Genomic DNA, 24,655 nt, shown 5'->3' with positions numbered 1-24,655 from the left:
CCATGACCGTGACAGCCCACGCCCCTTCGGCGGCGACCACCCCGCAGCGGGCGGACGGCGTCTCCCGGCGCAAGGCGCAACGGGCGGCCAAGCGCCGCCGCAACGGCGCCGCGGGCGTCCTGATGGCCCCGTTCTTCGTCCTCCTCACGCTGGTCTTCCTGATCCCGGTCGGGACGGCGGCCTGGCTGAGCTTCTTCAGCGACGACCAGCCTGGCCTCGGCTTCGGCGCGGAGCGCACGGTCTTCGTGGGCCTGCGCTCGTACGCCGCCGTGCTCACCGACCCGACGTTCCTGTCCGGGCTCGGCACGGTGGCGCTGTACTGCCTGATCTACATCCCGCTGATGGTGATCGGCTCCCTCGCGCTGGCCCTGCTGCTCGACTCGGGGGTCGTGCGACTGCGCTCCTGGGCCCAGTTGGGCCTGTTCCTGCCGCACGCGGTGCCCGGCATCATCGCCGCCCTGATCTGGCTCTACCTCTACACACCCGGCATCAGCCCGGTCATCGAGGCCCTCGGCAAGGCCGACGTCACCGTCGACTTCCTGGGGCTGCACACCACGCTGCCGTCGATCGTGAACATCGCCCTGTGGAGCAACCTCGGCTACAACATGGTGGTCTTCTACGCGGCCCTGCAGGCGGTCCCCCGCGAGGTCCTGGAGGCGGCCGTCGTCGACGGCGCCGGCCCGGTGCGCACCGCACTGCAGGTCAAGGCACCGCTCGTGCGCTCCTCGATCGTCATGGTCGCGATGTTCACGCTGATCTGGGCGCTCCAGCTGTTCACCGAACCGATGCTGCTGCACCAGTCGTCGCAGATGATCAACACCCGGTTCTCGCCGAGCATGTACATCTACGACGCCGCCTTCAGCCGCAACAACTACTCGCTCGCGGCCGCCGCGTCGGTGATCCTCCTGATCATCACGATCGCCGTCTCGTACGGCGTGACCCGCTGGACCAACCGCGTGGACTCGTCCGAGGAGAACGCCCGATGACCATCGCCGAGTCGAGGGGCACCAGGCCCCTGCGCCCGCGCATGCTGGGCCGCGCGACCGTCAACGCGGTCGTCGTGCTCTCCGTCCTGTACACGCTGCTGCCGGTGCTGTGGCTGGTGCTCGCCGCGTCCAAGTCCCGGGACGCGCTGTTCAGCAGCAGCATCCTGTCCTTCAGCGACTTCTCCCCGGTCCAGAACCTCAAGGACCTGTTCGCGATGGACGACGGCCTGTACGGCCGCTGGTACGGCAACAGCCTGCTGTACGCGGTCCTGGGCGCGGCCCTCGGCTCGCTGATCAGCGTCGCCTGCGGCTACGCCTTCGACAAGTACCACTTCCGGCACAAGGAGAAGCTGTTCGGGCTCGTCCTCGCCGCCGTGATGGTGCCGCAGACCGTCCTCGCCCTGCCGCTGTACCTGATCGCGTCCGAGACCGGCGTCGTGAACACCTTCTGGTCCGTGTTCGTCCCGGTGCTGTTCAACCCGTTCGGCGTGTACCTGGGCCGGATCTTCAGCCAGGGCTACGTGCCCGACGAGGTCCTGGAGGCGGCGCGCGTCGACGGCGCGGGCGAACTGACCACGTACATCCGGGTCTCGCTGCGGATGCTGGGCCCCGGCCTGGTCACCGTCTTCCTCTTCCAGCTCACCACGATCTGGAACAACTTCTTCCTGCCGATGGTGATGCTGTCGAACCAGGACCTCTATCCCGTCAGCCTCGGCCTGTACCAGTGGAACAGCCAGGCGTCCGTCTCTCCCGAGTACTACCCGGTGGTGATCATGGGTTCGCTCCTCGCGGTCCTCCCGCTCATTCTCGCGTTCGTCCTCCTCCAGCGGTTCTGGCGGTCCGGCCTGACGGCGGGAGCGGTCAAGTGACCCTGCCCCGCGTGGTGCTGGCCATGTCGCCGCAGGCCGCCGAGGCCGTCTTCACCCAGCGGTCGCTGACCGCGCTGGCGGCGGTGTGCGACCTGGCGCCACTGCCCGCGCTCGACGACCTGAGCGGACCGCGCGCCAGGAAACTGCTGGCCGACGCCGAGGTGCTCGTCACCGGCTGGGGCTGTCCGTCGCTCGACGCGGACGTCCTGGCGGCGGCGCCCCGCCTGAAAGCCGTGGTGCACGCGGCCGGTTCGGTGCGCGGGCACGTCACCGACGCCTGCTGGGACCGGGGCGTCGAGGTGTCGTCGGCGGCCGCGGCGAACGCACTGCCCGTCGCCGAGTACACCCTCGCGATGCTCCTGCTGCACGGCAAGCACGTCCTGGAGCGGGCCCGCGACTTCCGGCAGGCCAGGGAGCGCGGCAACTGGCTGCTCACGTCGCACGAGGTGGGCAACTACCGGCGCACCGTGGGCCTCCTCTCGGCGTCGATGGTCGGCCGCCGGGTCGTCGAACTGCTGCGGCCCTTCGACTTCGAGGTCTTGCTGCACGACCCGTACGTATCCCCCGCGGAAGCAGCCGACCTGGGCGTGGAGTGGGTCCCGCTGCCCGACCTGTTCACCCGCAGCGACCTGCTGAGCGTGCACACGCCGCTGCTGCCCGCCACGCGCGGCCTCGTCAGCCGGGAGCTGCTCGGCTCGATGCGGCCGGACGCCACGCTGATCAACACCGCACGGGGCGCCGTCGTCGACCAGGAGGCGCTCACCGACGTGGTCCGCGCGGGCCGCATCCGTGCGGTCCTGGACGTCACCGACCCCGAAGTGCTGCCCGCCGACCACCCGTTGTGGGACTGCCCCAACGCACTGATCACCCCGCACCTGGCCGGTTCGCAGGGCAGCGAGTGGGAGAGGCTCGCCGACACCGCCGTCGGCGAGGTGGCCCGGTGGGCCGCGGGCGACGGATTCGCCCATCCCGTACGACGCGAAAGGCTGGCGTTCCTGGCATGACCATCCCGTTCGAACTTCCCGCAGAGAACCGGGAGCTGAGCCCGTTCACCGGATACACCCGGGCGCACTGGGAGGCCGTCGCCGACGGTCTGCTCGGCTCCGCCTGGCGGTGGGCGACGCCCGGTGGCGCCCTGCTCGACCTGCCGGGCCGGCCGTCCGGTTCCGGTGTCCGCTCGGACGGCCTGGAGGGCTACGCCCGGACGTTCCTCGCCGCCGGCTTCCGGGTCGCGGGCGCCGACGGCAAGGACCCGCACGGCTGGCTGGAGCGCTATGCCCAGGGCCTGACGGCGGGCACCCGCACCCCCGGCCGGGACGACGCCGAGTCGTGGCCGCTCATCCTCGACCACCACGTCCAGGGCCAGCCGATGGTCGAGTCGGCGTCGGTGGCGCTCGGCCTGATGCTGACCCGGCCGTGGCTGTGGGACCGGCTCGACGGCGACGTGCAGGACCGGGCCGAGAAGTGGCTGCGCGGCTCGATCACGCACGTACCCGCGCCGAACAACTGGTACCTCTTCCCGTTCATGGTGGCGTCCTTCCTGGAGTCCGTGGGCCGGGGCGACGCGGCGACGACGCGCGCCCTCGACCGGGCGCTCGACCTCATGGAGACCTGGTACCGCGGCGACGGCTGGTACGCGGACGGCGACGGGCGGGCCTTCGACCACTACAACGGGTGGGCGCTGCACCTGTATCCGCTGCTGCACGCGCACCTGTCGGGCGACGCGGCGCTCTCGGCCCGGTTCGGGCCGCGGCTGCGCGAGCACCTCGACGGCTTCTCGCTGCTGTTCGCCGCGGACGGGGCGCCGATCCACTTCGGCCGCTCGCTGACGTACCGGTTCGCGGCGTCGGCGGCCGTCGGCATCGGCGCGGTCACCGGGCACACGCCGCTCTCCCCCGGCACCTCGCGCCGGCTGATCAGCGGCAACCTGCGCTACTTCCTGGAGCGCGGCTCGGTCACCGACGACGGACTGCTGAGCCTGGGCTGGCACGGCCCGCACGAGGCGACGCTGCAGAACTACTCGGGACCTGCGTCCCCGTACTGGGCGTCGAAGGGGTTCGTGGCACTGCTCGCGCCGGAGGGCGACCCGCTGTGGACGGCGACGGAGGAACCCGCGCCGAGCGAGGGCCCCGACCGGGTGCTCGCGCTGCCCGCGCCGGGCCTGCTGATCCAGTCGACGCAAGGCGACGGGATCGTCCGCCTGCACAACCACGGCAGTGACCATGTCCGGCCGCACGAGGGCGAGGTCGCCGCGCAGGAGGACGCGCTGTACGGCCGCCAGGCGTACTCCACGCACACCGGCCCGACCGCCGTGCCGAACGTCCGGGAAAACCACCTCTCGGTCGAGGTCGACGGGGTCGGCAGCGTCCGGCGCCGGGTCCACCCGCTGGGCGCGGGCCACGGTGACGGCTGGGGCTGGGCGGCGTCGTGGCACCGCCCCGTGTTCGCCTCCGGGCCTCCGATGGTGCCGGGCCTGCGCGTCGAGAGCGTGACCGTGGCGCACGGCGCGCACGAGCTGCGGGTGCACCGGGTCGTCGGGGCGCCGCACGGGGCGCGGGTCACCCTCACCGGGTGGGCGTCGGACGCGCTGGCCTCGGAGCTGGTCGGCCTGCACGGGTGGGTCGAGCGGGACGCGGTGCGCGCGCCGCAGGGGACCGCGTACGAGGCGTGGGTGCGGGTGCCGCGGCTCTCGGCGGAGGTGACGGGGACCGCGGTGTTCGTGGCCCTGGCCTCGCTGAGCGCGGAGCCGGCCGACGCCGCGCTCGCGGACGCCGTGACCGACGTGTCCGTCACCGAAGGGGAGTTGACGGTCCGGTGGGCCGAGGGACCGGAGACCGTCGTGACGTTCGGGGAGCAGCTGCGCGTTCAGTGCGGCTGAGCCGGGGCCTGCCCCGGTGACGCCGCCGCCAGCTGCGCCTGGACCGCCGGGGCGTAGCGGCGCACCAGGTCCTCGATGTCCGCGGCCCGCACCTGCGGGCCGCGGGCGATGCCGTACATCACGCCGATGCCGAGCAGCATCGCCACCGCGAGCTCGGCGCGCAGGGCCGCGTCGGGGCCGGTCAGCCGGGCCCCGAGGCGTTCGCTGACCTGGGCGCGGAAGTTGGCGCGCAGGATGTCGCCCTGCGCGCCGTGCAGCGGGGCGAACACGATGCGCAGGATGGGGTCGGCGCCGCGCTCGGCCTGGCCGGTCAGCACGTACCGGACCATGTGCGGTCCGAGGTCGGCGAGGGGCGCGTCGAGCAGTGCCTCCACGTCGGCCTCGAAGTTCATGACGCCGGAGAACAGGGCGTCCTTGTTCCCGAAGTACTTGAGGATGAGCGGCGGGCTGACGCCGGCCCGGTCGGCGACCGCCTTGAGCGTGATGTCGCCGTGGGCGTGCCGGGCGAGCAGGTGGCGGGCGGCCCGGACGATCGCCGCCTTCGTCGCCTCGGCGTCGCGCCGGCCCGTGCCGGGCTCCCGCTCGTCCGCGTACGCCGTGCTCATCTCCTCAGGCTCCCTTCGCGGTGGCCACCGGGGCCGTCGCACCCGCCCCGGCCCGCTCCCGGCCGGCGTCGGACGGCACGGCCAGGGCGACGGCCGTGGCCACCAGGGCGACGCTACCCGCCATCGCGAACGCGAGCTGGTAGCCGTGCAGCGTCGGGACCTCGGCGCCGCCCAGCAGGCTCGTGTGGTGCACGAGGACGGCGGCGACCGCGGCGCTGGAGACGGCCTGGCCGATGGTGCGCATGAGGACGTTGACCCCGTTCGCGGAGGCGGTCGCGCCGGCCGGGACGGCGCGCAGGATCAGGGTGGGCAGCGCCGAGTAGGCGAGGGTGGTGCCGGTCGAGACGACGGCGGCGCCGACCAGGATCACCCACAGGTCGGTGCTGTCGACGATGCGGATCGCGTAGCCGAGCGCGAGGACGACGCCGCCGACGGCGAGGGTGATGCGCGGGCCGCGCGCGGTGGAGATGCGGGCGGAGACCGGGGAGAAGAGCAGCATGATGATGCCGCTGGGCAGCATGACCACACCGGTCGCGACGATCGACAGGCCGAGTCCGTATCCGGTGGCGACGGGGGCCTGCACGAGCTGTGCGGTGACGAGCGAGTTGGCGTAGAAGGCGAATCCGGTGAGCAGCGCCGCGAGGTGCGGCAGGCCGACCCGGCGGCCGACGGCGAGCCGCAGGTCCACCAGCGGCCCGGCGGAGCGCAGCTGCTGCCAGGACCACAGGCCGAGGATCAGTACGGCGCCCGCGAACAGGCCGACGACGGACGCGCTCCCCCAGCCCCACTGCCCGCCCTGGGAGACACCGAGCAGCAGACAGACCAGACCGGCGGCGAGACCGATCGTGCCGAGGGCGTCGAAACGGCCCGGGGAGCGGACGGGCGATTCACGCACCGCCCACCAGGCGAGGCCCAGGCCGATGGCGCCGAGGGCGCTGGTCGCCCAGAACATGACGTGCCAGTTCGCGTACTGCACGATGAGCGCGGCCAGCGGCAGGCCGAGCCCGGCGCCGATGCCGACGGTGGAGCTCATCAGGGCGACGGCGGATCCGGTGCGGTGGGGCGGAAGCTCGTCGCGCAGGATGCTGATGGACAGCGGGACGACCGCGGCGGCGGCGCCCTGGAGCGCGCGGGCGGCGATGAGGATCCGGATGTCGGAGGTCAGCGCGCAGAGCACGGAGCCCGCGGTCATCAGGGCGAGCGCGCCGAGCAGCACCCGTCGCTTGCCGTACATGTCGCCGGCCCGGCCGAGCACGGGGGTGAGGACGGCGCCGGCCAGCAGGGTCGCGGTGACCATCCAGGAGACGGCGGCCGGGGACGCCCCGGTGAGCCGGGGCAGGTCGGGCAGGAGCGGGACGACGACGGTCTGCATGACGGCCATGAGGATGCCGCCGAAGGCGAGCACGGGCACGGTGAGGCGCTCGCGCAGGCGCGGCGGCACGGGTATCGCTGCGGGGTCCATGGGTCTCCTGCTCGGGACGGCGGGCGGAGGACCTCTGCCGAGGTTGCCCAGGTTCGGTGAATTCTCATTCACCGATGTGGTGAATCAGTATTCACCATGCCGTGCCGTCCTGTCGCCGGCGTTCCGTGGCCGGCCGCCGCGCGCAGCGCCGCGACGAGTCCCGTCAGGGCGGGTCCGGTCGGTGCGGTGTCCCGGACGGCGGCGCAGACGCGGCGCACCGGTTCGGGGCCGCGGACCTTGCGCACGACGACGTCGGGGTGCCGGTTGCCGAGGCCCATCAGGGGCATCAGGCCGACGCCGATGCCGGCCGCGACGAAGCCCTGCGCCGTGGCGTAGTCGCCGCTCTCGACGGCGACGGCCGGGGTGAATCCGGCGGCGCCGCACGCCGCGGTGACGAGTTCGTGGCAGGGCCCTGCCGGTCCTTCGGTGCCGATCCACGGCTGGTCGGCGAGGTCGGCGAGGTCGAGGACACGGTGGGCGGCGAGCGGGTGCCCCTTGGGGAGCACGGCGCGGTAGGGGTCGTCGAGGAGGTCGAGGAAGCGCAGGCCGGGGCGCGGCTCGGCGTCGGTCCTGACCACGACGGCGATGTCGGCCCGTCCCTGCCGCACCTCGGTCAGCGGGTCGTCGGGGTCGATCGCGGCGAGGTCCACGCGGATCGCGGGGTGCTCGGTGCGGAACCGGGCGAGGGCGGGCGCGACGAGGGCGGCCCCCGCGGTCGGGAAGTAGCGCACGATCAGCTGTCCGGTGCGGCCCTCGCGCAGGTCGGCGAGTGCGGTCTCCGCCTCGGCGACCTGCCGGCCGATGGTCTCCGCGTACCCGGTGAGCAGCCGCCCGGCCTCGGTGGGGCGCACCCCGCGCCCGACCCGTTCGAGCAGTGGCGTCCCCGCCTGTTTCTCCAGGGCGGCCACGGACTGGCTCACGGCGGAGGGCGTGTAGCCGAGGTTGGCCGCGGCGGCGGTGATGGATCCACCGGTGACCACGGCGCGCAGCACGTGCATGCGTCGGACGTCGAGCATGCAGCAGAGGTTAACAGTGGCTGCACTTCTTTTCACTTGTGCTGTCGTGTTGTGGGCGGCAGCGTGGACGGCGAGACGGAGAGTCCAGGGATCGGCCGGGAGGCACCAGGTGGGCGTCGGTGTGCGGATGGGGGTGCTGGCCCTGCTGTGGGGGTCGGCCTTCCTGTGGATCAAGGTGGCGTTGCAGCACGGCTTCTCGCCGGTGCAGGTGACGGTGGTGCGCTGTGCGCTCGGCGCGGCGACGCTCCTCGTCCTGGCCGTGCCGGCCCGCCAGCGGCTGCCGCGCGGGCGGCGGATGTGGGGACGTCTCGTGGTCGCGGCACTGTTCTGCAACGCGCTGCCGTTCGCCCTGTTCAGCATCGGCGAGCAGACCGTCGACTCGGGGGTGGCCGGGGTCCTCAACGCGACGACGCCCCTGTGGTCGGTGCTGATCGGGCTCGCCCTGGGGACGGAGCGGGGCCTGCGGCCGGTGCGGCTGACGGGTCTCGCGCTGGGCTTCGCCGGTACGGCGCTGATCTTCGCGCCGTGGCAGCGGGCGGGGCTCGCGAGCTGGGGCGCCCTGGCGCTCCTCGCGGCGTCGGTGAGTTACGCGGTGGCGTTCGCGTACATGGGCCGCAAGCTTGCCGGGCACGGGCAGGGGCCGATCGCGGTCTCGGCGGCCCAGCTGCTCACGGCGACCGGACTGAGCGGGCTGGCGCTGCCCGTGGCGGGCGGCGCGGGGTCCGGCAGCGTGGACCTGACGGGGGTGGCGGCGCTGGTCGTTCTGGGCGTGCTCGGCACCGGCGTCACCTTCTATCTGAACTACCGCCTCATCGAGGACGAGGGGCCGACGAGCGCGGCGACCGTGGGCTATCTGCTGCCGGTCGTCTCGGTGGCCCTCGGCGCCCTGGTCCTCGGCGAGGAGCTGTCCGTGCGGGTGGTGGCGGGCATGGCGGTGGTCCTCGCCGGGGTGGCACTGACCCGACGCACCAAGGTCGCACCGAGTCCACTGATCCCTGCCGCGTCCGGGCGATACTGCCGTCCATGACTTCAACGGACGCCCTGCGCTTCGGACTTGTCGGCACCGGCCCCTGGGCCGGACGGACCTACGGGCCGGCCCTGCAGACTCACGAGGACGTCGACCTCGTCGGCGTCTGGGGCCGCCGCCCGGAGGCCGCGGCGGAGCTGGCCGCGGCACACGCCACCACGGCCTACGACGACGTGGACGCGCTGTTCGCGGCGTGCGACGCGGTGGCGTTCGCGGTGCCCCCGGACGTGCAGGCGCCCCTCGCGGCGCGGGCCGCCGCCGCAGGCTGCCACCTGCTGCTCGACAAGCCCCTCGCCACGGACCCGGCGGCGGGCCGCGCGGTCGTCGACGCGGCCGGGGCCGCCGGGGTCGCCTCGATCGTGTTCTGCACCCTGCGCCACTCCCCGGTCAGCGCGACGTGGATCGCCGAACAGGCCGCGGTCGACGGCTGGTTCACCGGACGCGCCGACTGGTACGGCGCGCTGTACGTGCCCGGCGACGACGCCGCCGTGCGCGCGACGACGCCGTGGCGGGCGGAGCGCGGCGCCCTGTGGGACGTCGGACCGCACGCCCTGTCGGTGCTGCTGCCGCTGCTGGGCGACGTGACCGGGGTGACGGCGCGTCCCGGCCCCGGCGACACCGTGCACCTGCTGCTGCGGCACACGACGGGCGCGTCGAGCACGGCGACACTGAGCCTGACCACGCCCCCGGCCGCGGGCGGCGTCGCCGTCGAACTGCGGGGCGCGGCCGGGGTGGTGACGATGCCGATGGGCGGCACGGCCCAGGAGTCCCTGGCCGTGGCCGTGGACTCGCTCCTGGAGTCGGCGCGGACCAAGGCCGCGCATCCCTGCGACGTGCGGTTCGGGCTGCGGCTCACGGAGATCCTCGCGGCGGCCGAGGCGTCCCTGGCGTCAGCCGGTGCCGAACCACGCCTCGGCGAGTGACGCGAAGTCGCCGGCCCCGGACGGCGGCGGCAACTCCCGCAGGTACCAGGGGAGGTTGCTGTACACGTGCAGGAGCGTGTACGCCATCGCGGTCCGCGGGTCGACGGTGCGGCCGTACGCCGTGGTGAACCGCGTCATGAGGCGGGGATCCGCGCGGGTCACGAAGAGCCCGACGCCCACGAAGTCGTAGTCCGGGTCGCCGATCATGGCGGGTTCGAAGTCGAGCAGGCCGCTCAGCCGCGGGGCGTCCGCCGCGCCGTCGACGAGCAGGTGCCGGCGCATGAACTCCGTGTGCAGCAGCGCCCGTTCGGATCGGCCGGACGGTGCGGCGGCGAGGAAGGCGTCGATCCGGTCGCTCCACTCCGACGCCAGTCCGCGCTCGCGCTGCCGCCGGACGGCGCCGGCCCGCTGTCCGGCGACGAACTCCGCCCAGTCCCGGGGGCCGACGTCGTCCGCGAGGGGCGCCGGGTCGAGCGCGTGCAGCGCGGCGAGGGCCTCCCCCGCCGCGTCCACGAGCCGGTCCTGTCCGCTCCGGCCGATGTCCGGCCAGGCGACGGCGAGGTCGGCCCCGGGGAGCCGGGACATGAGGACGTACTGCCAGCCGTTCTCGTACGCTCCCGCGGCGTGCACCTCCGGGGTGGGCACGGGCAGCCGGCCCGCGAGGTGTTCGAGGACGCGGGCCTCGCGCGCCGCTTCCCCGGCCGCCGTGGCGGGGAACAGCTTCAGGACGTGCGCTCCGCCGATCGCGTACACCGGCAGGCTGCCCTCGGCGAACCGCACCGGGCCGGCGGCGGGCAGGCCGAGTCGCCGGCACAGATCGAGGACGCCGGGCCGCAGCAGGGCCTCGTCGACGACCAGCCGGCCGAACTCCTCGTCGGTCTCCACGCGGGGCAGCACGATCGGCACTCCAGACGCGGCCGCACCCCCGCTCCATCGGATTCCGGGCTCGCGCCCGCGCCCTCTACGCTGATGACCATGCCGCTCGAGATCAGCGCCACCAACCCGGAGCACCCGGTGCTCCTGCTCGCCCTGCCCTGGCACATACCCCTGGAGGAGTGGCCCGAGGAGTACCTCGTGCCGCTGCCGCGCGGCATCTCCCGGCACGTGGTGCGCTACGCGCGCGCCGGCGACGACGTCGTCGCGGTGAAGGAACTCGCGCAGCGTCCGGCGCTGCGCGAGTACGAGATGCTGCGCACCCTGGACCGGCTGGGCATCCCGGCGGTGGATCCGCTGGCCGTCGTCACGGGCCGCGAACAGCCGGACGGCAGCCCGCTCGAACCGGTCCTGATCACCCGGCACCTGGGCGGCTCGCAGCCCTACCGCTCCATGTTCGAGACGACGATGCGCCCGTCCACGGTCCACCGTCTGATGGATGCCCTCGCGGTGCTCCTCGTCCGGCTCCACCTCACCGGTTTCGCCTGGGGCGACTGCTCGCTGTCGAACACGCTGTTCCGCCGGGACGCGGGCGCGTACGCCGCGTACCTCGTGGACGCGGAGACCGGCGAGCTGCACCCGAAGCTCAGCGACGGGCAGCGGGAGTACGACATCGACCTGGCCCGCGTGAACATCAGCGGCGAGATGCTCGACCTGGAGGCGGCGGGCGCGCTGCACCCGTCCATCGACCCGATCGAGTTCGGTACGGAGGTCGGGCAGCGCTACGCGAACCTGTGGAGCGAGCTGACCCGCACGTCCGTGTACCCGGCGGGCAAGCACCACTACATGGAGCGGCGCATCCGGCGGCTGAACGACCTCGGGTTCGACGTGGCCGAGATGCAGATCTCGCGGTCGCCGCGCGGCGACGAGGTGACGTTCGTGCCGAAGGTCGTCGACGCGGGCCACCACCAGCGCCAACTGCTGCGCCTGACCGGTGTGGACGCGGAGGAGAACCAGGCGCGGCGGCTGCTGAACGACCTGGAGAGCTGGATGGCGACCCAGGACGACGCGCCGGACGCCCGCCCGGAGGTCCTCGCGCACCGCTGGGTCCGCGACGTGTTCCGGCCGACGGTCCGGGCCGTGCGCGACCGGCTGCCCGCTCCCATGGACGCGGCCGAGCTGTACCACGAACTCCTGGAGCACCGCTGGTACCTGTCGGAGCGGGCGCAGCACGACATCGGGCTCGACGCGGCGGCGGAGGACTACGTGCGGCGGGCGTGCAAGGCGGACGACTGAGGCGGGCGGGCGGTCAGTGCCCGCCCTGCGGCTTCACGCACCCGGTGCCCTCCGCGTACACGCCGTGCGTCTCCACGTCGACGGTGCCGCTCACGCTCCCCTCGACGCAGACGGGGCTGAGGTCGACGAGGTACGTGACGTACCCGGCGGCCCCGGTCACGGTCACCTGGTCCGCCCGGTAGCCGAGCTTGCGCAGGGCGGTCCGGACCTGTCCGTCGGTGACCCCGCGGTCCCGGGCGTACGGGGACAGCGCCTTCCGGACCCGCTGCTCGGCCTCGGCGGCGTCGCACACCGCCTGGCCCGTGAGCCGGGTCGGGACCTGGAAGGCGTGGTTCTCGGCGTACTTGGGGTTGCCGTCGCCGGCGTCGGCGGGCTGGGAAGGGCGTTCGCTCGGCCGGACGGACAGCTCCGCACAGGGCACCGCTTCGGGTGACGACGGGGCCGCGGCGCGCGGCGTCCGCCCCGCCCGCTCCGTGCCGCATCCGGCCAGCAGCACGACGGCCGCGAGCACAACTCCCGCGCAGGCGGCGGATCTTCGTGGGGTCATGGGGCGAGAGTACGCCGCGCCGACGGCACGGGACCGGGCGCGGCCGGTGCCGTGGCCGCTACGTAATGGCGAGTGACGGCACCGACCGCAGCCAGTGACCTCCGGGTACCGGCCGGGGCCGAGTGCGGGACGTGCGTCGTGCAACGCATTTTCCGGCCACATCGAGCAAATTCGTGGCCCGGTCCCGCTCTCTCTTCCTCGAACAGCCCCAGGGGCTCGTGGGTTACCCGACGCCGGGAAATTTCGGCCATTTTCGAGCGGCCCGGCACAGGTGCCACATCGCTGTGCCTACAGGCGCACAGACGATGAAACCGGCAGGTGGGCAACCCCGCAGGTCCCATCATGACGGACCGTCTGATCGTTTTCTTCGGGCAATGTTTATTACCAAAGGCGATGGGAGTAATTAGACTGCTCACGCTCAACTCGGCGTGTACGAAGAGGGATTACCCACCATGAACAAGAAGGCGCTCCGCGCCCTGCTCCGTGAACGTCGCGCCCTCATAGCCCCCGAGTCCCACGGCTTCACCCGCCCCACGGGCCAGGGCCGCCGGGCCCCCGGACTCTCGCAGCACCAGGTCGACCAGCTGCTGCACCGGACGCTGGGGACGTATCACCGGCTGGAGTCGGGGAACTATCCCAATCCGCCCACGTCTTTGCTGCGCGACATCGCCCTGCTGTTCGACCTCAACGAACAGGAATGGACGTCCCTCTGCCGGTTCGCGCTCCATCAGGACCCGCCAGGCCCCTTGCTCGCCTCCTCCGGGAAGGAGATCCCGGGCATCTGGCAAGAGGCCGTGGACGGCATTGAGCACATCGCGTACGTGACGGACGCGTCGTGGGACCTGCTCACCTACAACACGGCATTCGCGGAACTCTTCCCCGACAGTCACGTCCCCTCCAACACGATGCGCTGGATGCTTCTCGACCGCTCCGCCCGCCACACACTGATGGACTGGTCGACTGCCTGGGTGCCCTGGATCATCCCGCAACTGCGCGCTGCCATCACCGCGCGCCCCGACGACGAGATCCTGGGCGGGATCGAGCGGGAGATGCTCACGATCCCCGAAATCGCCGCCGCCTACGACGAAGGCGGCGCAGTCGTCCATCCCGATGGCCACGAGCGCCCCCTGCGGCACGCGCTGAAGGGTCCGGGCTGGGCGTCGATCTGTGCCGCCCAGCCCATGACGGCGCCAGGGTCGCGCATGTTCATCATCCTGTTCCGGCCCGGCGCGGACCGGCCGGGCCCCTCTCGTCCCATGCTTCGTGCAAACCGGAACAACCTCTGGGGTCACACGGCCACCTCGTGAAGTACGTTGAGCAACGCCCCCCACGCCCTACTCGCATCAAGTGGGAGTTGCCCATGCCCGCGTACGTCTCACCTCCCCGGACCGTCCTCGGCGCCCACAAGGTGACCACCGAGGAGATATCGGATGACATACGCCGCCATCATCCGGACCATCCCCGCCTCACGGCCATCCTGCGCGTCGTGAACAACTGCGGTGTGCGCACGCGGTACTTCAGCCGTCCGCTCGACTCGGACTTCGTCTCCGGCGGTGCCGGTGTGCACGAGCGCACCCAGGCCGCCTTCCACGACGCCCTGGACCTGGCCGAACGCGCAGCGGTCAGCGCCCTGGAATCCGCGCGCCTGCGCCCGAGCGACATCGATGCCATCGTCACCACGCACGCAACCGGCTGGGCCGTTCCCAACCTGGACATCCAGCTCATCCACCGACTGGGGCTGCGCCCCACCACACGGCGCATCGCGATGACCACCGCCGCATGCGGAGGCGGCGCCCAAGCACTGATCCGCGCCTCGGATCTCGTCACTGCACGCCCCGGCAGCAAGGTTCTCGTCGTTGCGGCGGAGGCCCTCTCCACCTCGTACAACCACGCGAAGTCCTCGATCGAGTCGATGATCTACAAGGCACTTTTCGCGGATGCGGGAGCAGCCGCGGTGGTGGCGGACGAACCGTTCGGCCCCGGGCTCGCCATCGACGAGACCCTCGAATACACGCTTCCTGACAGTTTCGATCGCTACAGGGGCAGGCTCGACAGCCACGGTATGCACTTCGAGTCCACCAAAGCCGCTCCGACGACAGCAGCCGAGACGCTCGCCGTGGTCAAGGAGTGGCTCGATGCGGACTCGCTCGACTTCGCGGTGATCCACCCGGGCAGCCTCAGCATCATCCACGACACCGCCGAGGCATTCGGTCTCTCGCCGGACCTCACCCGGCACTCGACGGAATCCCTGATCGACGAGGGCAATCTCGGAGGCGTGAGCGTCCTGCGCGTCCTGGAGCGCACTCATACGGCACCGCCTCGGCCGGGGGCCCGCGGTCTCACCGTCGCCTATGGCCCCGGCTTCTTCAGCGCGGCCCTCGACTGCCACTGGCACGCCTGACCCACCCCACCCCACCCTCCACAAAATGTCCCACCGAGACTCATGTCCCATCGGGACATAAAAGGTGTACTCTCGGAGGCATGAAGGCGAACGATCCCTCCCCCACCGCGCCCCGGCCCCCCGAGGACCGTCGGCAGGTCAAGGCGCGGCGGACGAGAGAAGCGCTGGCCGAGGCCGCTGTCGGGCTCGTCCTCGAGCGGGGGCTCGCGGACGTGACCGTGGAGGCGATCGCGGAGCGCGCGGACGTCACCCGCCGCACCTTCAGCCGGCACTTCGCCGGCAAGGAGGACGCGGCGCTCGACTTCACCCGCGCCGACGGCGCCAGGATCAACGCGGCACTGAGGGCCCGCCCGGTCGACGAACCCCCACTCGTCGCCTACCGGGAGGCCGTCGCCGACTGGCTCGCCGACCGCGACAGCCCCAGCTGGCACCACCGGCCCGAGCAGCGGAAGCTGTACGCCGCCGTGGACAGCGAGCCCGCCCTGTTCGCCGCGTACGAGCGCATCCGGGTCGACGCCCAGGACGAGTCCGTACGCATCATCGCCGACCGGCTCGGCACCGACCCGGCCAGGGACCTGCGTCCCGAGGTCGTCGTCGGGGCCGCGGCCGGAGTGCTGACCGCCGCGCTGCGCACCTGGGCGCGCGGCGCCGGCTCGGACGCCGAAGACCTCGCCGATCTGGTGGCGCGGGCCTACGACGCCCTCATCGGGGAGGCCGCCCGTTCGGCGGCGACCTCCGACAACGCAACCAGAGAGTGACACGCACCATGAGCACCACCGTCTCCTCCCCCGTCACCGACTACGCCACCGAGTTCGCGGGGAAGACCGCCCTCGTCACCGGCGCCGCCTCCGGCATCGGCCTGGCCACCGCCCGCCGCCTGGGCCAGGGCGGAGCGAACGTCGTCATAGCCGACTACAACCTCCAGGGCGCCGAGGAAGCCGCAGAGACGCTGAAGGCGGAGGGCGTCAAGGCCGCCGCCGTCGTCCTCGACGTGACGCAGCCCGCCTCCGTGGAGGCCGCCGTGCAGTTCGCCGTGGACACGTTCGGCGGACTCGACCTGGCCGTGAACAACGCGGGCATCGGCGGCGCGAGCGCCCCCACGGGCGAGTACGACCTCGACGTCTACCACCGCGTCGTGCGGACGAACCTGGACGGCGTCTTCTTCTCCATGCGCTACGAACTTCCCGTCATCGAGGCCGCGGGCAAGGGCGGCGCGATCGTGAACGTCGCGTCGATCCTCGGCTCGGTCGGCTTCGCGGGCTCCCCCGCGTACGTCGCCGCCAAGCACGGTGTCGTCGGTCTGACGAAGACGGCGGCCGCCGAGTACGCGGCCAAGGGCGTGCGCGTCAACGCCGTCGGCCCGGGCTTCATCGAGACCCCGCTCCTCAAGGAGATGGACAAGGCGGCCCACGACGGGCTCGTCGCGCTGCACCCGGCGGGCCGGCTGGGCCGCGCCGAGGAGGTCGCCGAGCTGATCGTGTTCCTGCTCTCGGACCGCGCCTCGTTCATCGCCGGCAGCTACCACCTGGTGGACGGCGCCTACACCGCCGTCTGACCAACTCCCGCCGCCGGAGCGGCGAAGCGCACCTCATGGGCCCTCGCGACGATCTCGACCTCGTCGCCGAGGGCCCATTCCGCGACCCGGGACGCCTGCGCCGCGGGCACCACGTCGCTGATGCCGGGCGCGGCCGGGACGTCGTACGTGGCGTGCGCGTCGTGCGGCAGGACGACCCGGAAGCCGCGCTCCAGGGCGCCGCGCGCCGTGGCCATCACACACATCTCCGACAGCACGCCGCACACGGCGAGGGAGCGCACGCCGCTCCCGCGCAGCAGGTCCTCCAGGTCGGTGTCCTCGAAGCCGTTGTCGTCGGTCTTGCGCACGACGTGCTCGCCGCCCGCCACGTCCGGCGGGAGATACAACTCCCAGCCGGGGGTACCCGGTTCGTCGGCCGCGCCCGCGGGCCCGTCGTTCTGCAGCTGGACGACGGCGGCGCCGGCCGCGCGGGCGCGGGCCAGCAGCAGCCGGGCCCGGTCCACCACCCGCTCGTGGTCGGGCACCGCCTCCCCGCCCGAGACGAAGGCCGTTTGCAGATCCACGACGACAAGCGCTTCCACCGGTGTCACGACCGTCACCTTACGGCGCTTGTGTCACGGCCCGCAGTCATGGAACGGTCGGGGTGGGGCAGGCGGGGGCCTGAGGTTCCGACGAGGAGGGGCGCGGCGACGCGATGGGACCACAGGGGAAACGAGCGGGAACCGGTGGGGGCAAGGCGCGCGAGGCGTACTTCGACAACGTGAAGTACCTGACGATCGTGCTGGTCGCGTGCGGGCACGCGTGGGAGCCGCTGACGTACGGAAGCCGGGCGGTGACGGCGGTGTACCTCACCGTGTACGCCTTCCACATGCCCGCGTTCGCGCTGGTGTCGGGGTACTTCTCGCGGAGTTTCGACATGGCTCCCGGACGCCTGAAGCGGCTGGTGTCGGGCGTCGTGGTGCCGTACGTCGTCTTCGAGGTGGCGTACACGCTGTTCTACCGGTGGCGGCAGGACGATCCGGAGTACCCGATCAGTCTGCTGGACCCGTGGTACCTGATGTGGTTCCTGGCCGCGCTGTTCATCTGGCGGCTGTCGACGCCGCTCTGGCTGCAGTTGCGTCATCCCGTCCTGGTGGCGCTCGCGATCGGCACGGCCGTGTCGATGTGGCCGGGCGCGGGCGGTGACCTGGCGCTCCAGCGGGTCCTGCAGTTCCTGCCGTTCTTCGTCGTGGGCCTGGTGCTGCGACCTGAGCACTTCTCGCGGCTGCGCACCTGGCGGACCCGGCTGTCGCTGCTGCCGGTCGGTCTTGCCGCGGTGGTGGCCGCGTACTGGGTGGCGCCGTGGTTCGACGCGGGCTGGTTCTACCACCGCGGCAGCGTGGTGGGCCGGGGCGTGCCGGCGTGGGCGGGACTGTGGGCGACACCCGCCCTGTTCGTCCTCGCGCTGGTCCTCACCGCCTGCTTCCTGGCGTGGGTGCCGGGGCGCAGGCTGTGGTTCACGGCGCTCGGCACCGGGACCATCTACGCGTACCTGCTGCACGGATTCGTCATCAAGGCCTCCCGGTTCGGGGCGTGGTACGACCACCCGTGGCTGCACACCCCGATGGGCGAGCTGGCCATCACGGCGACGGCGGTCACCGGGATCACGCTGCTCTGCACGCAGCCGGTGCGACGCGTGTTCCGCTACGTCGTCGAACCGCCCATGGACTGGGCGTTCCGTCGTCCGGAGCAGAAGTCGCGGCCCGAGCGGTCCGCCGAAGAGCGCGAGAAGGTCACCTCCGGCGGCGGCTGACGGACTGGGCCGACGCGAGCAGGCAGTGCATGCGCTCGGTGAGGGAGCCGAGGTCGTCGGCGGGGCTGTGGAACGGGATGCGGACGTCGGCCTGTCCGCGGGCCCGTTCGAGCCGCAGCGTCAGTCCGTGCCGGTCGACGGCGAGGGGCTCCACGCGGACGACGCCGTGCAGGCTCTCGGGGGTGAGGAGCCGGGTGAGCTGTTCGACGGCCTCGGGGTGCGCGTCGGCCAGATGGGTGAGCAGCCGGGGTTCGGCGAGGGCCAGCGGGTCGGGCGCCGCTGCGGCCAGTTCGCCGAGGTCGATGCCGAGGCGTTCGGTGCGGGTCTGCAGGACGGCGCGTTCGGGGCGCAGCACCATCTCCTCGCCGTCGGGGACGAGTTCGCCGGACAGCCACAGCCGGGCGCGCACCCGGTCGCGTACGGGCACGGGCGCGGCGTCGGCGAACTCCAGGAGTGCGGTGGGCCGGCCGTGCGGTGAGCAGAGCACCGCTGCGGCGAGCACGCTGTCCGGCGGCGGCGCGATCCGCACGACACCGTCCTCGGTGACGCGGTGCGCGCCGACCAGGTCGTCCTGCCCCACATCGGTGGTGACGCCGCACGTCCACGCGGCGGCGAGCACGGAGCGTGCGCGGGCCGCCGTGGTGGGCACGGCGGTAGCGATCTGTCGGACACCCATCCCGAACCTCCATTAGGTAAGCCTTGCCTAACTTATCGGAGATCGCCGGTGGGGGTCCACCCCATCGCCCGGTGTCGCCACCGGGCCGCCCGCGGCCGGGTGCGGTTGACTCGGCCCGTGCGCCGATTCCTCGTCCTGCTCCTCGTCGTCGCCGGTGCCGCCGGGGCGCTGGTCCTGTCGCTGCTGTCGTCCGTCTGGTGGTGGTGCGCCGCGGGCCCACTGCTCGCCCTCGCCGCCCTCGGCGGGTGGGACCTCGTCCAGTCGCGCCACTCGGTGCTGCGCAACTATCCGGTGGTCGGCCACCTGCGGTTCCTGATGGAGTCGCTGCGGCCCGAGGTCCAGCAGTACTTCGTGGAGCGCAACTACGACGGGCGGCCCTACGACCGCGACGTGCGCAGCATCGTGTACGAGCGGGCCAAGGACCAGGAGGCCGAGGAGCCGTTCGGCACCGAGCAGGACGTGTACGAGGTGGGGCACGAGTTCCTGGTGCCGTCGATGCGGCCCGTGGACACGCCGGAAGGGCCACCGGCCGTGCGGATCGGCGGCCCCGACTGCGCGCGGCCGTACGACATGGCGCTGCTGAACGTCTCCGCGATGAGCTTCGGCGCCCTGTCGTCGAACGCGATCCGGGCCCTCAACAAGGGCGCCGCGCTGGGCGGTTTCGCGCACGACACCGGCGAGGGCGGACTCTCCGACCACCACCTGGCGTACGGCGGCGACCTGGTGTGGGAGATCGGCACGGGCTACTTCGGCTGCCGGACCGGCGACGGCCGCTTCGACCGCGCCGAGTTCACCGACAAGGCCGCCCACGACCAGGTCAAGTGCGTGTCCCTGAAACTGTCGCAGGGCGCCAAGCCGGGCATCGGCGGGGTGCTGCCGGGCAGCAAGGTGAACGCGGAGATCGCGCGCGTGCGAGATGTACCCGAGGGCAAGACGGTGGTGTCGCCGCCGTACCACCGGGAGTTCGGCACACCACGTCAACTCGTCTCGTTCCTGGCCGAGTTGCGGGAGCTGTCGGGCGGCAAGCCGGTGGGTTTCAAGCTGTGCGTGGGGTCGCGCACGCAGTTCCTCGCGGTCTGCAAGGCGATGCTCGCGGAAGACGTGACACCGGACTTCGTGATCGTGGACGGGTCGGAGGGCGGCACCGGCGCGGCGCCGCTGGAGTTCGCCGACCATCTCGGCACCCCGCTGACCGAGGGCCTGATCACGGTGCACAACGCGCTCGTCGGCAGCGGTTTGCGCGACCGGATCAGGATCGGCGCGAGCGGCAAGGTCGCCACGGGCACGGACGTCGTCAAACGCATGGTGCAGGGCGCGGACTTCACGAACGCCGCGCGCGCCATGATGTTCGCGGTCGGCTGCATCCAGGCGCAGCGCTGCCACACCAACATGTGTCCGGTGGGCGTGACCACCCAGGACCCGCGCCGCGTCCGGGCGCTGAACGTCGAGGACAAGGCCGCGCGCGTCCGCCACTACCAGGCGGCGACGGTGCGCAGCGCCGCGCAGATCATGGCGGCCATGGGGGTGAGCGACCCGCGCGAGCTCCGCCCCCACCAGCTGATGCGGCGCACGGCGCCGCACGAACTCCTCTCCTACGCACGGCTCTACGACTGGCTGGAGCCGGGCGAGCTGACCGCGGAGCCCGCCGAGCGCTGGGCCGCGGACTGGGCGGCGGCGCATCCCGATCGCTTCTGAGCGCCACCCGCGCACCCCAACTCCACGCGAACGGGGGGTGAATATGCCATCCGCCCACGCGGCACGATCCGGCGCGGCATCATGCCGCCCATGGACGGTACTGCGCTCCTGCGGGAGCTCTTCACGCCCGACGAGTACGACGCGGTTCGCCGGCACGCGGACCATCTGGGTGTGACAGTGGTCGAGTACGTTCGCCGCTCGGCTGCCGAACGGGCCCTCGAGCGGCTGCATCTGACCGAGGCCATCGAGGCCCAGGCCCTGCATCTGGGGAAGCTGTCGATACCGCACGTGGAGCGGGCCCGCTGCGGTGACGGCGCGTCGTCCCCGGCCCTCGAGCGGTTCCTCGACACGCTGGCACACCCCGCCGAAGGCGGCTGACTTCGCCTGATCGGGCCATCACGGGGCATCCGACCCCCATGACTACGGTGACAGCACGACGCAGGAAGGAGCGGTCGGCCCGATGGTGGCGAGGCTGCGTACGGGCGCTGGTGGCGCTCGTCGCATTCCTCGCCCTCGTCGCGTTCTCGGCCGTGCTGGCCCGTCTCACCCTCACGCCCTCACCCGCGTCCGACCGGATCGCGGGGGCCAATCTGCGACCGGGCGCGAGCCTTCGGCAGTACGCGGAGTCGTACACGTTCCTGGCCGCGTGCAAGCAGGTCGGGGGAAACCTCCTCCTCGGGGCGCCGTTCGGAGTGCTGCTTCCGGTGCTGGTGGGGCGCCGGATGCGGCTGCTCCAGGTACTGCTGCTGACCGTCCTCTTCATGGTGCTGGTGGAGCTGGCGCAAGGGGCAGTGGTGCAGGGCCGGGCCTTCGACGTGGACGACATCATCCTCAACACGACAGGGGCCCTGATCGGCTACGTGCTGGTGGGGCGGCGCATCGGGCACCGATATCACGCTCTGGCGGGCCCGCGGGAGCGATCCCGCTTGGGGATCAGGTTCCGTGGGAATGGGGCTTCTTACCGAAGCAGGACCCACGTAGCTGGACAAGAGAGGAAGTGATCGTCATGCGTGCGTTCAGGGGCGCCGTCCGGCGTGCCGCACGCGTGGAGTTCCTCATGCCGCAGGGCTCGGGGGCCGCCCGTTGGGCCCGCCGCCTGACCCGGTCGTTCCTGGCCGGGCGCACGGACGGTGCGGCGGCGGACGCGGAACTCGTGGTGTCGGAGCTCGTCACGAACGCCACCCGGGTAGCGGACAGCCACTGCCGGATGTCGCTGCGCCTGGACGCGGGCGGGCTGACGGTGGAGGTGCACGACGACGGTCCGGGCATGCCCCGCGTCAAGCCGGCGTCGGAGTCGGCCGAGTCGGGCCGCGGCATCGCCCTCGTGCACGCGCTGGCGAACCGGTGGAGCGTGGAACCGGATCCGCGGGGCGGCAAGACGGTCCGGGCGGTGCTGGCGCACTGCTGAGGCCGGCGCCCGGCCATCGGCCCGGTCAGAAGCAGACCCGCGAGTACTCCGGTGAGAACTCCGGTCAGAAGGAGTCGCCGTACCAGTACGCGGCGCCCGGCGCGGCCAGGGTCCGCTCCACGGAGCGGGCCGGCGCGAGCAGCGGCCGGTACATGCCGGTGGTGTCGCTCCCCCGCACCACGGTGTCCGCGCGCAGCAGGCGGGGCAGCATCCGTTCGGCGTCGGCCGTCACCGGCAGGAGGCTACGGGCGCGGACGGCACCGGCGGCCCGGGCGCGCACGACCAGCGCCGCGTACAGGTCGCCGAGCCGGTCGGTGGCGCCGGGTGCCACGGCTGCCTCAAGTACCTCGACGCGGTCTCCCGCTCGGCGTGCGACGAGCCAGCCCACCGGTCCGCCGTCCGGGCCGTCGGCGACGAGTGACCACAGGCCGGGGCCGTACCAGGACGGAACGCGCACCCGCCAGTCCTGATCCGTGCGGACCGAGGTGAGCGGCCGCCGGGCGTTGTGCTCGGCCTGGAGCCGGACGAGCGCCGGACGGTCGGCGGGGCCCGCGTCGCGTACGCCCGATGCCGCGGGCGGCACGTCCGCCAGGAGTCCTTCGGCGTACGGCCGTGCGAAGGTCCGCCACCCCGAACTCCCGTACACCCCGGGGGTGTCGGTGAACAGCAGGGACCAGGCGCAGCCTTCCGTGAGCATGGTGGCCGTGGCCGCCGCGAGCAGTCCGCGGACCAGTCCCCTGCCCCGGGCCTCGGGCCGGGTGGCGACGCTGCCGATGCCGCCGACGCGGTGCGGGGCGCCGTGGGCGTCGCGCACGGTGCGCGGAACGTACACGACGGCGGCGTCGAGGGTTCCGTCGTGCCGGGCCGCGACGAAGGTGCGGTGGTGGCGGCCCTCGTCGAGCGCGTACAGAGCGGGAAGGTGCGGGGCGTCGCCGAAGCAGCGCGCCCACAGGGCGTGCAGGGCGGGTTCGTCGGACGGGGTGGCCGTGCGGATCACAGGACGAGGTTCCCGTCGGTGCGCACGTGGTCGCCGGGTGCGGGCAGCGCGGTGCGGTCGGTGCCGCGCTCGACGCACGCCGTGTACAGCAGGTCGGCGCAGGCGTCGGCTTCCAGGTGGAGGCGGCCGCCGGTGAAGCGGCTGCCGGTGGCGGCGTAGTGGTTCGTGCCGGTGGCGATCCGGACGTGGGCGGTGCCGGGGTCGTCGGTGGTGCTGGTCAGGCCCGTCAGCTGCCAGGTGACGGCGCCGTCACCGGCGGCGCGGCCCAGCAGCGCCTTGGCCGTGTTGGTGCCGGTGAGGCGGGCGCCGCTGATCTCGACGCTCTGGTCGCGGACGGCGGTCAGTTCGATGCCGGTGTCGGTGAAGGTGCCGCCGTCGACGACGAGGCGGGCGGCGCCGACGGAGAGCGGCGCGGCGTCCGCGGCGCCCTCGACGGTGCAGTCCGTGAGGTGGACGGGGCCCGCTCCGCGCAGCACGAGCCCGTCGGCGCCCTTGATGACGCAGCGTTCGAAGTGGACGGGCGCGGTCACCGGCGTCTGCACCAGCACGCCGCCCGCGGGCGGCGTGAAGACGCAGTCGCTGATCACGGTCGGCCGGGCCGAGCGGGCGGAGCGCTGGGCGACGGCGAAGGTCTTCGCGGTGCAGCCGCGCAGCTGTGCCCCGTCGGCATTGACGGTGAGGGTGCCCGCCTGGTCGAAGGTGGGGCGGGCGAGGACGGTGACGTCCTCCAGGGTCAGGTCGGTGATCTTCGTGTTGGCGGTGAACCAGGAGCAGACGTGTCGCCGTACGGTGATCCGCTTGGCCGAGATGCCCCACTGGGCACCGGAGTTGGCGATGTCCATCAGGCCGGAGTTGCCGTCGAAGAGGAGGTCGTGCTCGTACTGGCCGTGGGTGGTGAAGGGGTTGCCGCCCGCGTCGTCCCCATCGCCGTGGCAGTTGACGACGGTGCAGTAGGCGGACGCCGTCAGGTCGTTCAGGTGGCGCACGTTGCTGGTGGTGCAGTCGGCGACGCGGCCGTAGAGGCAGTAGATCTGCTGGGTGAGGTAGCCGGCGCCGCCGTACTCGACGGTCGGCGGGTTCTTCAGGGAGCACTGTTCGGTGCGGAACCGGGTGCACCAGCGCCGCATGATCACGGGCCAGAAGCTGCCGGTGGCGTGGATGCCGGAGACGTCGCAGTCGATCGCGTACTCGTAGGACACGGGGTGGGAGCCGGTGAGTTCGTCGTCGCCCGCGCCCTCGAAGACGAGGTTGCGCACGTGGGCCCGCTCGACCGGCTCGATCCGGGTCCAGGTGAGGGTGCGGCCCTCGGCGAGGGGCCAGCCGTTGAGGTAGCCGACGCGGACGTGGCGCTCGTCGACGATCTCCGTGATCTCGACGAGTTTCTGCAGCTCCCGCTCGTCGCGGCCGCCACCCGCCACCGGGTCGACCTGCACCGCCCACCACTGCCCGACCGCGAAGGCGTCCGCGTCCGGGACGGGGAAGGTGTCGGTGAGTTCGATGACCTCGGACGCCAGCGCGTGGCGGACGGTCGTGTCGGTGGGGGTGCCGCGGAAGGCGAGGACGGCGCCGAAGGGGTTGTCGTGGGTGTTGGCCTCGATGCCGGTGGTGAGCACGCGGTGGCCGTGGAAGTCGAGTTCGATGTTCGAGCGGTGCCACAGATGGCGTTTGCG

At 72.5% G+C, this 24,655-nt stretch carries 25 protein-coding genes; 16 read left to right on the top strand and 9 right to left on the bottom strand.

What is annotated here, in order from left to right:
* Positions 1 to 2: 2 nt before the first annotated feature.
* From M4J07_RS02955 to M4J07_RS02940, 4 genes are read left to right on the top strand one after another with little or no spacing between them, the layout of a single operon-like run.
* Complete coding sequence (locus M4J07_RS02955; protein WP_255966810.1) at positions 3 to 986, top strand: carbohydrate ABC transporter permease; 984 nt, start codon at positions 3 to 5, stop codon at positions 984 to 986.
* Positions 983 to 1,855: a carbohydrate ABC transporter permease gene (locus tag M4J07_RS02950; protein WP_255966808.1), complete on the top strand. Its 873-nt coding sequence runs from the start codon at positions 983 to 985 to the stop codon at positions 1,853 to 1,855. The genes M4J07_RS02955 and M4J07_RS02950 overlap by 4 nt, the downstream gene beginning before the upstream one ends.
* A gap of 23 nt (positions 1,856 to 1,878) precedes the next feature.
* Positions 1,879 to 2,859, top strand: a complete 981-nt coding sequence (locus tag M4J07_RS02945; protein WP_255966960.1) for a hydroxyacid dehydrogenase — start codon at positions 1,879 to 1,881, stop codon at positions 2,857 to 2,859.
* A complete protein-coding gene (locus M4J07_RS02940; protein WP_255966806.1) occupies positions 2,856 to 4,733 on the top strand; it encodes a DUF2264 domain-containing protein in 1,878 nt (625 codons plus the stop codon). The genes M4J07_RS02945 and M4J07_RS02940 overlap by 4 nt, the downstream gene beginning before the upstream one ends.
* Here the strand turns inward: M4J07_RS02940 and M4J07_RS02935 are convergent.
* The 3 genes from M4J07_RS02935 to M4J07_RS02925 all read right to left on the bottom strand — a co-directional run bounded on the left by M4J07_RS02935 (position 4,721) and on the right by M4J07_RS02925 (position 7,816).
* The gene (locus M4J07_RS02935; RefSeq protein WP_255966804.1) at positions 4,721 to 5,338 is read right to left on the bottom strand and encodes a TetR/AcrR family transcriptional regulator; all 618 of its coding nucleotides are present in this window, start codon (positions 5,336 to 5,338) and stop codon (positions 4,721 to 4,723) included. The genes M4J07_RS02940 and M4J07_RS02935 overlap by 13 nt on opposite strands.
* A 4-nt stretch (positions 5,339 to 5,342) precedes the next feature.
* Positions 5,343 to 6,800 (bottom strand): MFS transporter, encoded by a 1,458-nt coding sequence (locus M4J07_RS02930; protein WP_255966802.1) that lies wholly within the window; start codon positions 6,798 to 6,800, stop codon positions 5,343 to 5,345.
* 68 nt (positions 6,801 to 6,868) lie between these two features.
* Positions 6,869 to 7,816, bottom strand: coding sequence for a LysR family transcriptional regulator (locus M4J07_RS02925; RefSeq protein WP_255966800.1), 948 nt, complete (start codon positions 7,814 to 7,816; stop codon positions 6,869 to 6,871).
* A gap of 127 nt (positions 7,817 to 7,943) precedes the next feature.
* Here M4J07_RS02925 and M4J07_RS02920 point away from each other — a divergent pair, with 127 nt between their 5' ends.
* On the top strand, positions 7,944 to 8,843 hold the full coding sequence (locus M4J07_RS02920) for a DMT family transporter (protein ID WP_255966958.1): 900 nt from the start codon (positions 7,944 to 7,946) through the stop codon (positions 8,841 to 8,843).
* Complete coding sequence (locus tag M4J07_RS02915; RefSeq protein ID WP_255966798.1) at positions 8,840 to 9,766, top strand: Gfo/Idh/MocA family protein; 927 nt, start codon at positions 8,840 to 8,842, stop codon at positions 9,764 to 9,766. Before M4J07_RS02920 ends, M4J07_RS02915 begins: the two co-directional genes overlap by 4 nt.
* Here M4J07_RS02915 and M4J07_RS02910 read toward each other — a convergent pair.
* Complete coding sequence (locus M4J07_RS02910; protein WP_255966796.1) at positions 9,734 to 10,663, bottom strand: phosphotransferase family protein; 930 nt, start codon at positions 10,661 to 10,663, stop codon at positions 9,734 to 9,736. The two genes, M4J07_RS02915 and M4J07_RS02910, sit on opposite strands and share 33 nt — an antisense overlap.
* Positions 10,664 to 10,741: 78 nt before the next feature.
* On the opposite strand from M4J07_RS02910, the gene M4J07_RS02905 reads away from it, so the two are divergent.
* Positions 10,742 to 11,935, top strand: a complete 1,194-nt coding sequence (locus tag M4J07_RS02905) for a DUF4032 domain-containing protein (protein ID WP_255966794.1) — start codon at positions 10,742 to 10,744, stop codon at positions 11,933 to 11,935.
* Between the two features lie 13 nt (positions 11,936 to 11,948).
* Here the strand turns inward: M4J07_RS02905 and M4J07_RS02900 are convergent, their stop codons facing one another.
* Positions 11,949 to 12,482, bottom strand: a complete 534-nt coding sequence (locus M4J07_RS02900) for a hypothetical protein (RefSeq protein WP_255966792.1) — start codon at positions 12,480 to 12,482, stop codon at positions 11,949 to 11,951.
* A 452-nt stretch (positions 12,483 to 12,934) separates the two neighbouring features.
* On the opposite strand from M4J07_RS02900, the gene M4J07_RS02895 reads away from it, so the two are divergent.
* The 4 genes from M4J07_RS02895 to M4J07_RS02880 all read left to right on the top strand — a co-directional run bounded on the left by M4J07_RS02895 (position 12,935) and on the right by M4J07_RS02880 (position 16,438).
* On the top strand, positions 12,935 to 13,789 hold the full coding sequence (locus M4J07_RS02895; RefSeq protein ID WP_255966790.1) for an MmyB family transcriptional regulator: 855 nt from the start codon (positions 12,935 to 12,937) through the stop codon (positions 13,787 to 13,789).
* 101 nt (positions 13,790 to 13,890) lie between these two features.
* Positions 13,891 to 14,883, top strand: coding sequence for a PhlD (locus M4J07_RS02890; RefSeq protein ID WP_308284725.1), 993 nt, complete (start codon positions 13,891 to 13,893; stop codon positions 14,881 to 14,883).
* An 80-nt stretch (positions 14,884 to 14,963) separates the two neighbouring features.
* Positions 14,964 to 15,641, top strand: a complete 678-nt coding sequence (locus M4J07_RS02885) for a TetR/AcrR family transcriptional regulator (protein WP_255966785.1) — start codon at positions 14,964 to 14,966, stop codon at positions 15,639 to 15,641.
* An 8-nt stretch (positions 15,642 to 15,649) separates the two neighbouring features.
* Positions 15,650 to 16,438 carry an SDR family NAD(P)-dependent oxidoreductase gene (locus M4J07_RS02880; RefSeq protein WP_255966783.1) on the top strand — a complete coding sequence of 263 codons (789 nt, stop codon included), beginning with the start codon at positions 15,650 to 15,652 and terminating at the stop codon, positions 16,436 to 16,438.
* Here the strand turns inward: M4J07_RS02880 and M4J07_RS02875 are convergent.
* Positions 16,423 to 17,007 carry an isochorismatase family protein gene (locus M4J07_RS02875; RefSeq protein ID WP_255966774.1) on the bottom strand — a complete coding sequence of 195 codons (585 nt, stop codon included), beginning with the start codon at positions 17,005 to 17,007 and terminating at the stop codon, positions 16,423 to 16,425. The two genes, M4J07_RS02880 and M4J07_RS02875, sit on opposite strands and share 16 nt — an antisense overlap.
* A gap of 104 nt (positions 17,008 to 17,111) precedes the next feature.
* Here M4J07_RS02875 and M4J07_RS02870 point away from each other — a divergent pair, with 104 nt between their 5' ends.
* Positions 17,112 to 18,209, top strand: coding sequence for an acyltransferase family protein (locus M4J07_RS02870; RefSeq protein ID WP_255966772.1), 1,098 nt, complete (start codon positions 17,112 to 17,114; stop codon positions 18,207 to 18,209).
* On the opposite strand, the gene M4J07_RS02865 is transcribed toward M4J07_RS02870, so the two are convergent.
* On the bottom strand, positions 18,190 to 18,885 hold the full coding sequence (locus tag M4J07_RS02865) for a DUF2470 domain-containing protein (RefSeq protein ID WP_255966770.1): 696 nt from the start codon (positions 18,883 to 18,885) through the stop codon (positions 18,190 to 18,192). The genes M4J07_RS02870 and M4J07_RS02865 overlap by 20 nt on opposite strands.
* A gap of 117 nt (positions 18,886 to 19,002) precedes the next feature.
* On the opposite strand from M4J07_RS02865, the gene M4J07_RS02860 reads away from it, so the two are divergent.
* The 4 genes from M4J07_RS02860 to M4J07_RS02845 all read left to right on the top strand — a co-directional run bounded on the left by M4J07_RS02860 (position 19,003) and on the right by M4J07_RS02845 (position 21,988).
* Entirely contained in the window at positions 19,003 to 20,580 is a 1,578-nt protein-coding gene (locus M4J07_RS02860; RefSeq protein WP_255966768.1) for an FMN-binding glutamate synthase family protein, read from the top strand.
* A gap of 90 nt (positions 20,581 to 20,670) precedes the next feature.
* Positions 20,671 to 20,958 carry a plasmid mobilization protein gene (locus M4J07_RS02855; protein WP_255966766.1) on the top strand — a complete coding sequence of 96 codons (288 nt, stop codon included), beginning with the start codon at positions 20,671 to 20,673 and terminating at the stop codon, positions 20,956 to 20,958.
* A 38-nt stretch (positions 20,959 to 20,996) separates the two neighbouring features.
* The gene (locus tag M4J07_RS02850; protein WP_308284724.1) at positions 20,997 to 21,581 is read left to right on the top strand and encodes a VanZ family protein; all 585 of its coding nucleotides are present in this window, start codon (positions 20,997 to 20,999) and stop codon (positions 21,579 to 21,581) included.
* Between the two features lie 5 nt (positions 21,582 to 21,586).
* Complete coding sequence (locus tag M4J07_RS02845) at positions 21,587 to 21,988, top strand: ATP-binding protein (RefSeq protein WP_255966764.1); 402 nt, start codon at positions 21,587 to 21,589, stop codon at positions 21,986 to 21,988.
* 64 nt (positions 21,989 to 22,052) lie between these two features.
* Here the strand turns inward: M4J07_RS02845 and M4J07_RS02840 are convergent, their stop codons facing one another.
* Together M4J07_RS02840 and M4J07_RS02835 are read right to left on the bottom strand one after the other, a co-directional pair.
* Positions 22,053 to 22,985 carry a GNAT family N-acetyltransferase gene (locus M4J07_RS02840; protein ID WP_255966762.1) on the bottom strand — a complete coding sequence of 311 codons (933 nt, stop codon included), beginning with the start codon at positions 22,983 to 22,985 and terminating at the stop codon, positions 22,053 to 22,055.
* Positions 22,982 to 24,655 (bottom strand): peptidase C14 (locus tag M4J07_RS02835; protein ID WP_255966760.1); only part of this gene is annotated, 1,674 nt, incomplete at its 5' end. The genes M4J07_RS02840 and M4J07_RS02835, both read right to left, overlap by 4 nt.

Source organism: Streptomyces longispororuber (assembly GCF_024448165.1).
GTDB classification, from domain to species: Bacteria; Actinomycetota; Actinomycetes; order Streptomycetales; family Streptomycetaceae; genus Streptomyces; species Streptomyces longispororuber_A.
Note: the sequence above shows the minus strand (reverse complement) of the source record. Positions and strands in the feature narration are given on the sequence as shown.

Bases quoted from the DNA above. Each gene is read 5' to 3' on its own strand.
- M4J07_RS02955 (WP_255966810.1), top strand. From the start codon at position 3: ATGACCGTGACAGCCCACGCCCCTTCGGCGGCGACCACCCCGCAGCGG.
- M4J07_RS02950 (WP_255966808.1), top strand. From the start codon at position 983: ATGACCATCGCCGAGTCGAGGGGCACCAGGCCCCTGCGCCCGCGCATG.
- M4J07_RS02945 (WP_255966960.1), top strand. From the start codon at position 1,879: ATGTCGCCGCAGGCCGCCGAGGCCGTCTTCACCCAGCGGTCGCTGACC.
- M4J07_RS02940 (WP_255966806.1), top strand. From the start codon at position 2,856: ATGACCATCCCGTTCGAACTTCCCGCAGAGAACCGGGAGCTGAGCCCG.
- M4J07_RS02935 (WP_255966804.1), bottom strand. From the start codon at position 5,338: ATGAGCACGGCGTACGCGGACGAGCGGGAGCCCGGCACGGGCCGGCGC.
- M4J07_RS02930 (WP_255966802.1), bottom strand. From the start codon at position 6,800: ATGGACCCCGCAGCGATACCCGTGCCGCCGCGCCTGCGCGAGCGCCTC.
- M4J07_RS02925 (WP_255966800.1), bottom strand. From the start codon at position 7,816: ATGCTCGACGTCCGACGCATGCACGTGCTGCGCGCCGTGGTCACCGGT.
- M4J07_RS02920 (WP_255966958.1), top strand. From the start codon at position 7,944: ATGGGGGTGCTGGCCCTGCTGTGGGGGTCGGCCTTCCTGTGGATCAAG.
- M4J07_RS02915 (WP_255966798.1), top strand. From the start codon at position 8,840: ATGACTTCAACGGACGCCCTGCGCTTCGGACTTGTCGGCACCGGCCCC.
- M4J07_RS02905 (WP_255966794.1), top strand. From the start codon at position 10,742: ATGCCGCTCGAGATCAGCGCCACCAACCCGGAGCACCCGGTGCTCCTG.
- M4J07_RS02900 (WP_255966792.1), bottom strand. From the start codon at position 12,482: ATGACCCCACGAAGATCCGCCGCCTGCGCGGGAGTTGTGCTCGCGGCC.
- M4J07_RS02895 (WP_255966790.1), top strand. From the start codon at position 12,935: ATGAACAAGAAGGCGCTCCGCGCCCTGCTCCGTGAACGTCGCGCCCTC.
- M4J07_RS02885 (WP_255966785.1), top strand. From the start codon at position 14,964: ATGAAGGCGAACGATCCCTCCCCCACCGCGCCCCGGCCCCCCGAGGAC.
- M4J07_RS02880 (WP_255966783.1), top strand. From the start codon at position 15,650: ATGAGCACCACCGTCTCCTCCCCCGTCACCGACTACGCCACCGAGTTC.
- M4J07_RS02870 (WP_255966772.1), top strand. From the start codon at position 17,112: ATGGGACCACAGGGGAAACGAGCGGGAACCGGTGGGGGCAAGGCGCGC.
- M4J07_RS02865 (WP_255966770.1), bottom strand. From the start codon at position 18,885: ATGGGTGTCCGACAGATCGCTACCGCCGTGCCCACCACGGCGGCCCGC.
- M4J07_RS02855 (WP_255966766.1), top strand. From the start codon at position 20,671: ATGGACGGTACTGCGCTCCTGCGGGAGCTCTTCACGCCCGACGAGTAC.
- M4J07_RS02850 (WP_308284724.1), top strand. From the start codon at position 20,997: ATGACTACGGTGACAGCACGACGCAGGAAGGAGCGGTCGGCCCGATGG.
- M4J07_RS02845 (WP_255966764.1), top strand. From the start codon at position 21,587: ATGCGTGCGTTCAGGGGCGCCGTCCGGCGTGCCGCACGCGTGGAGTTC.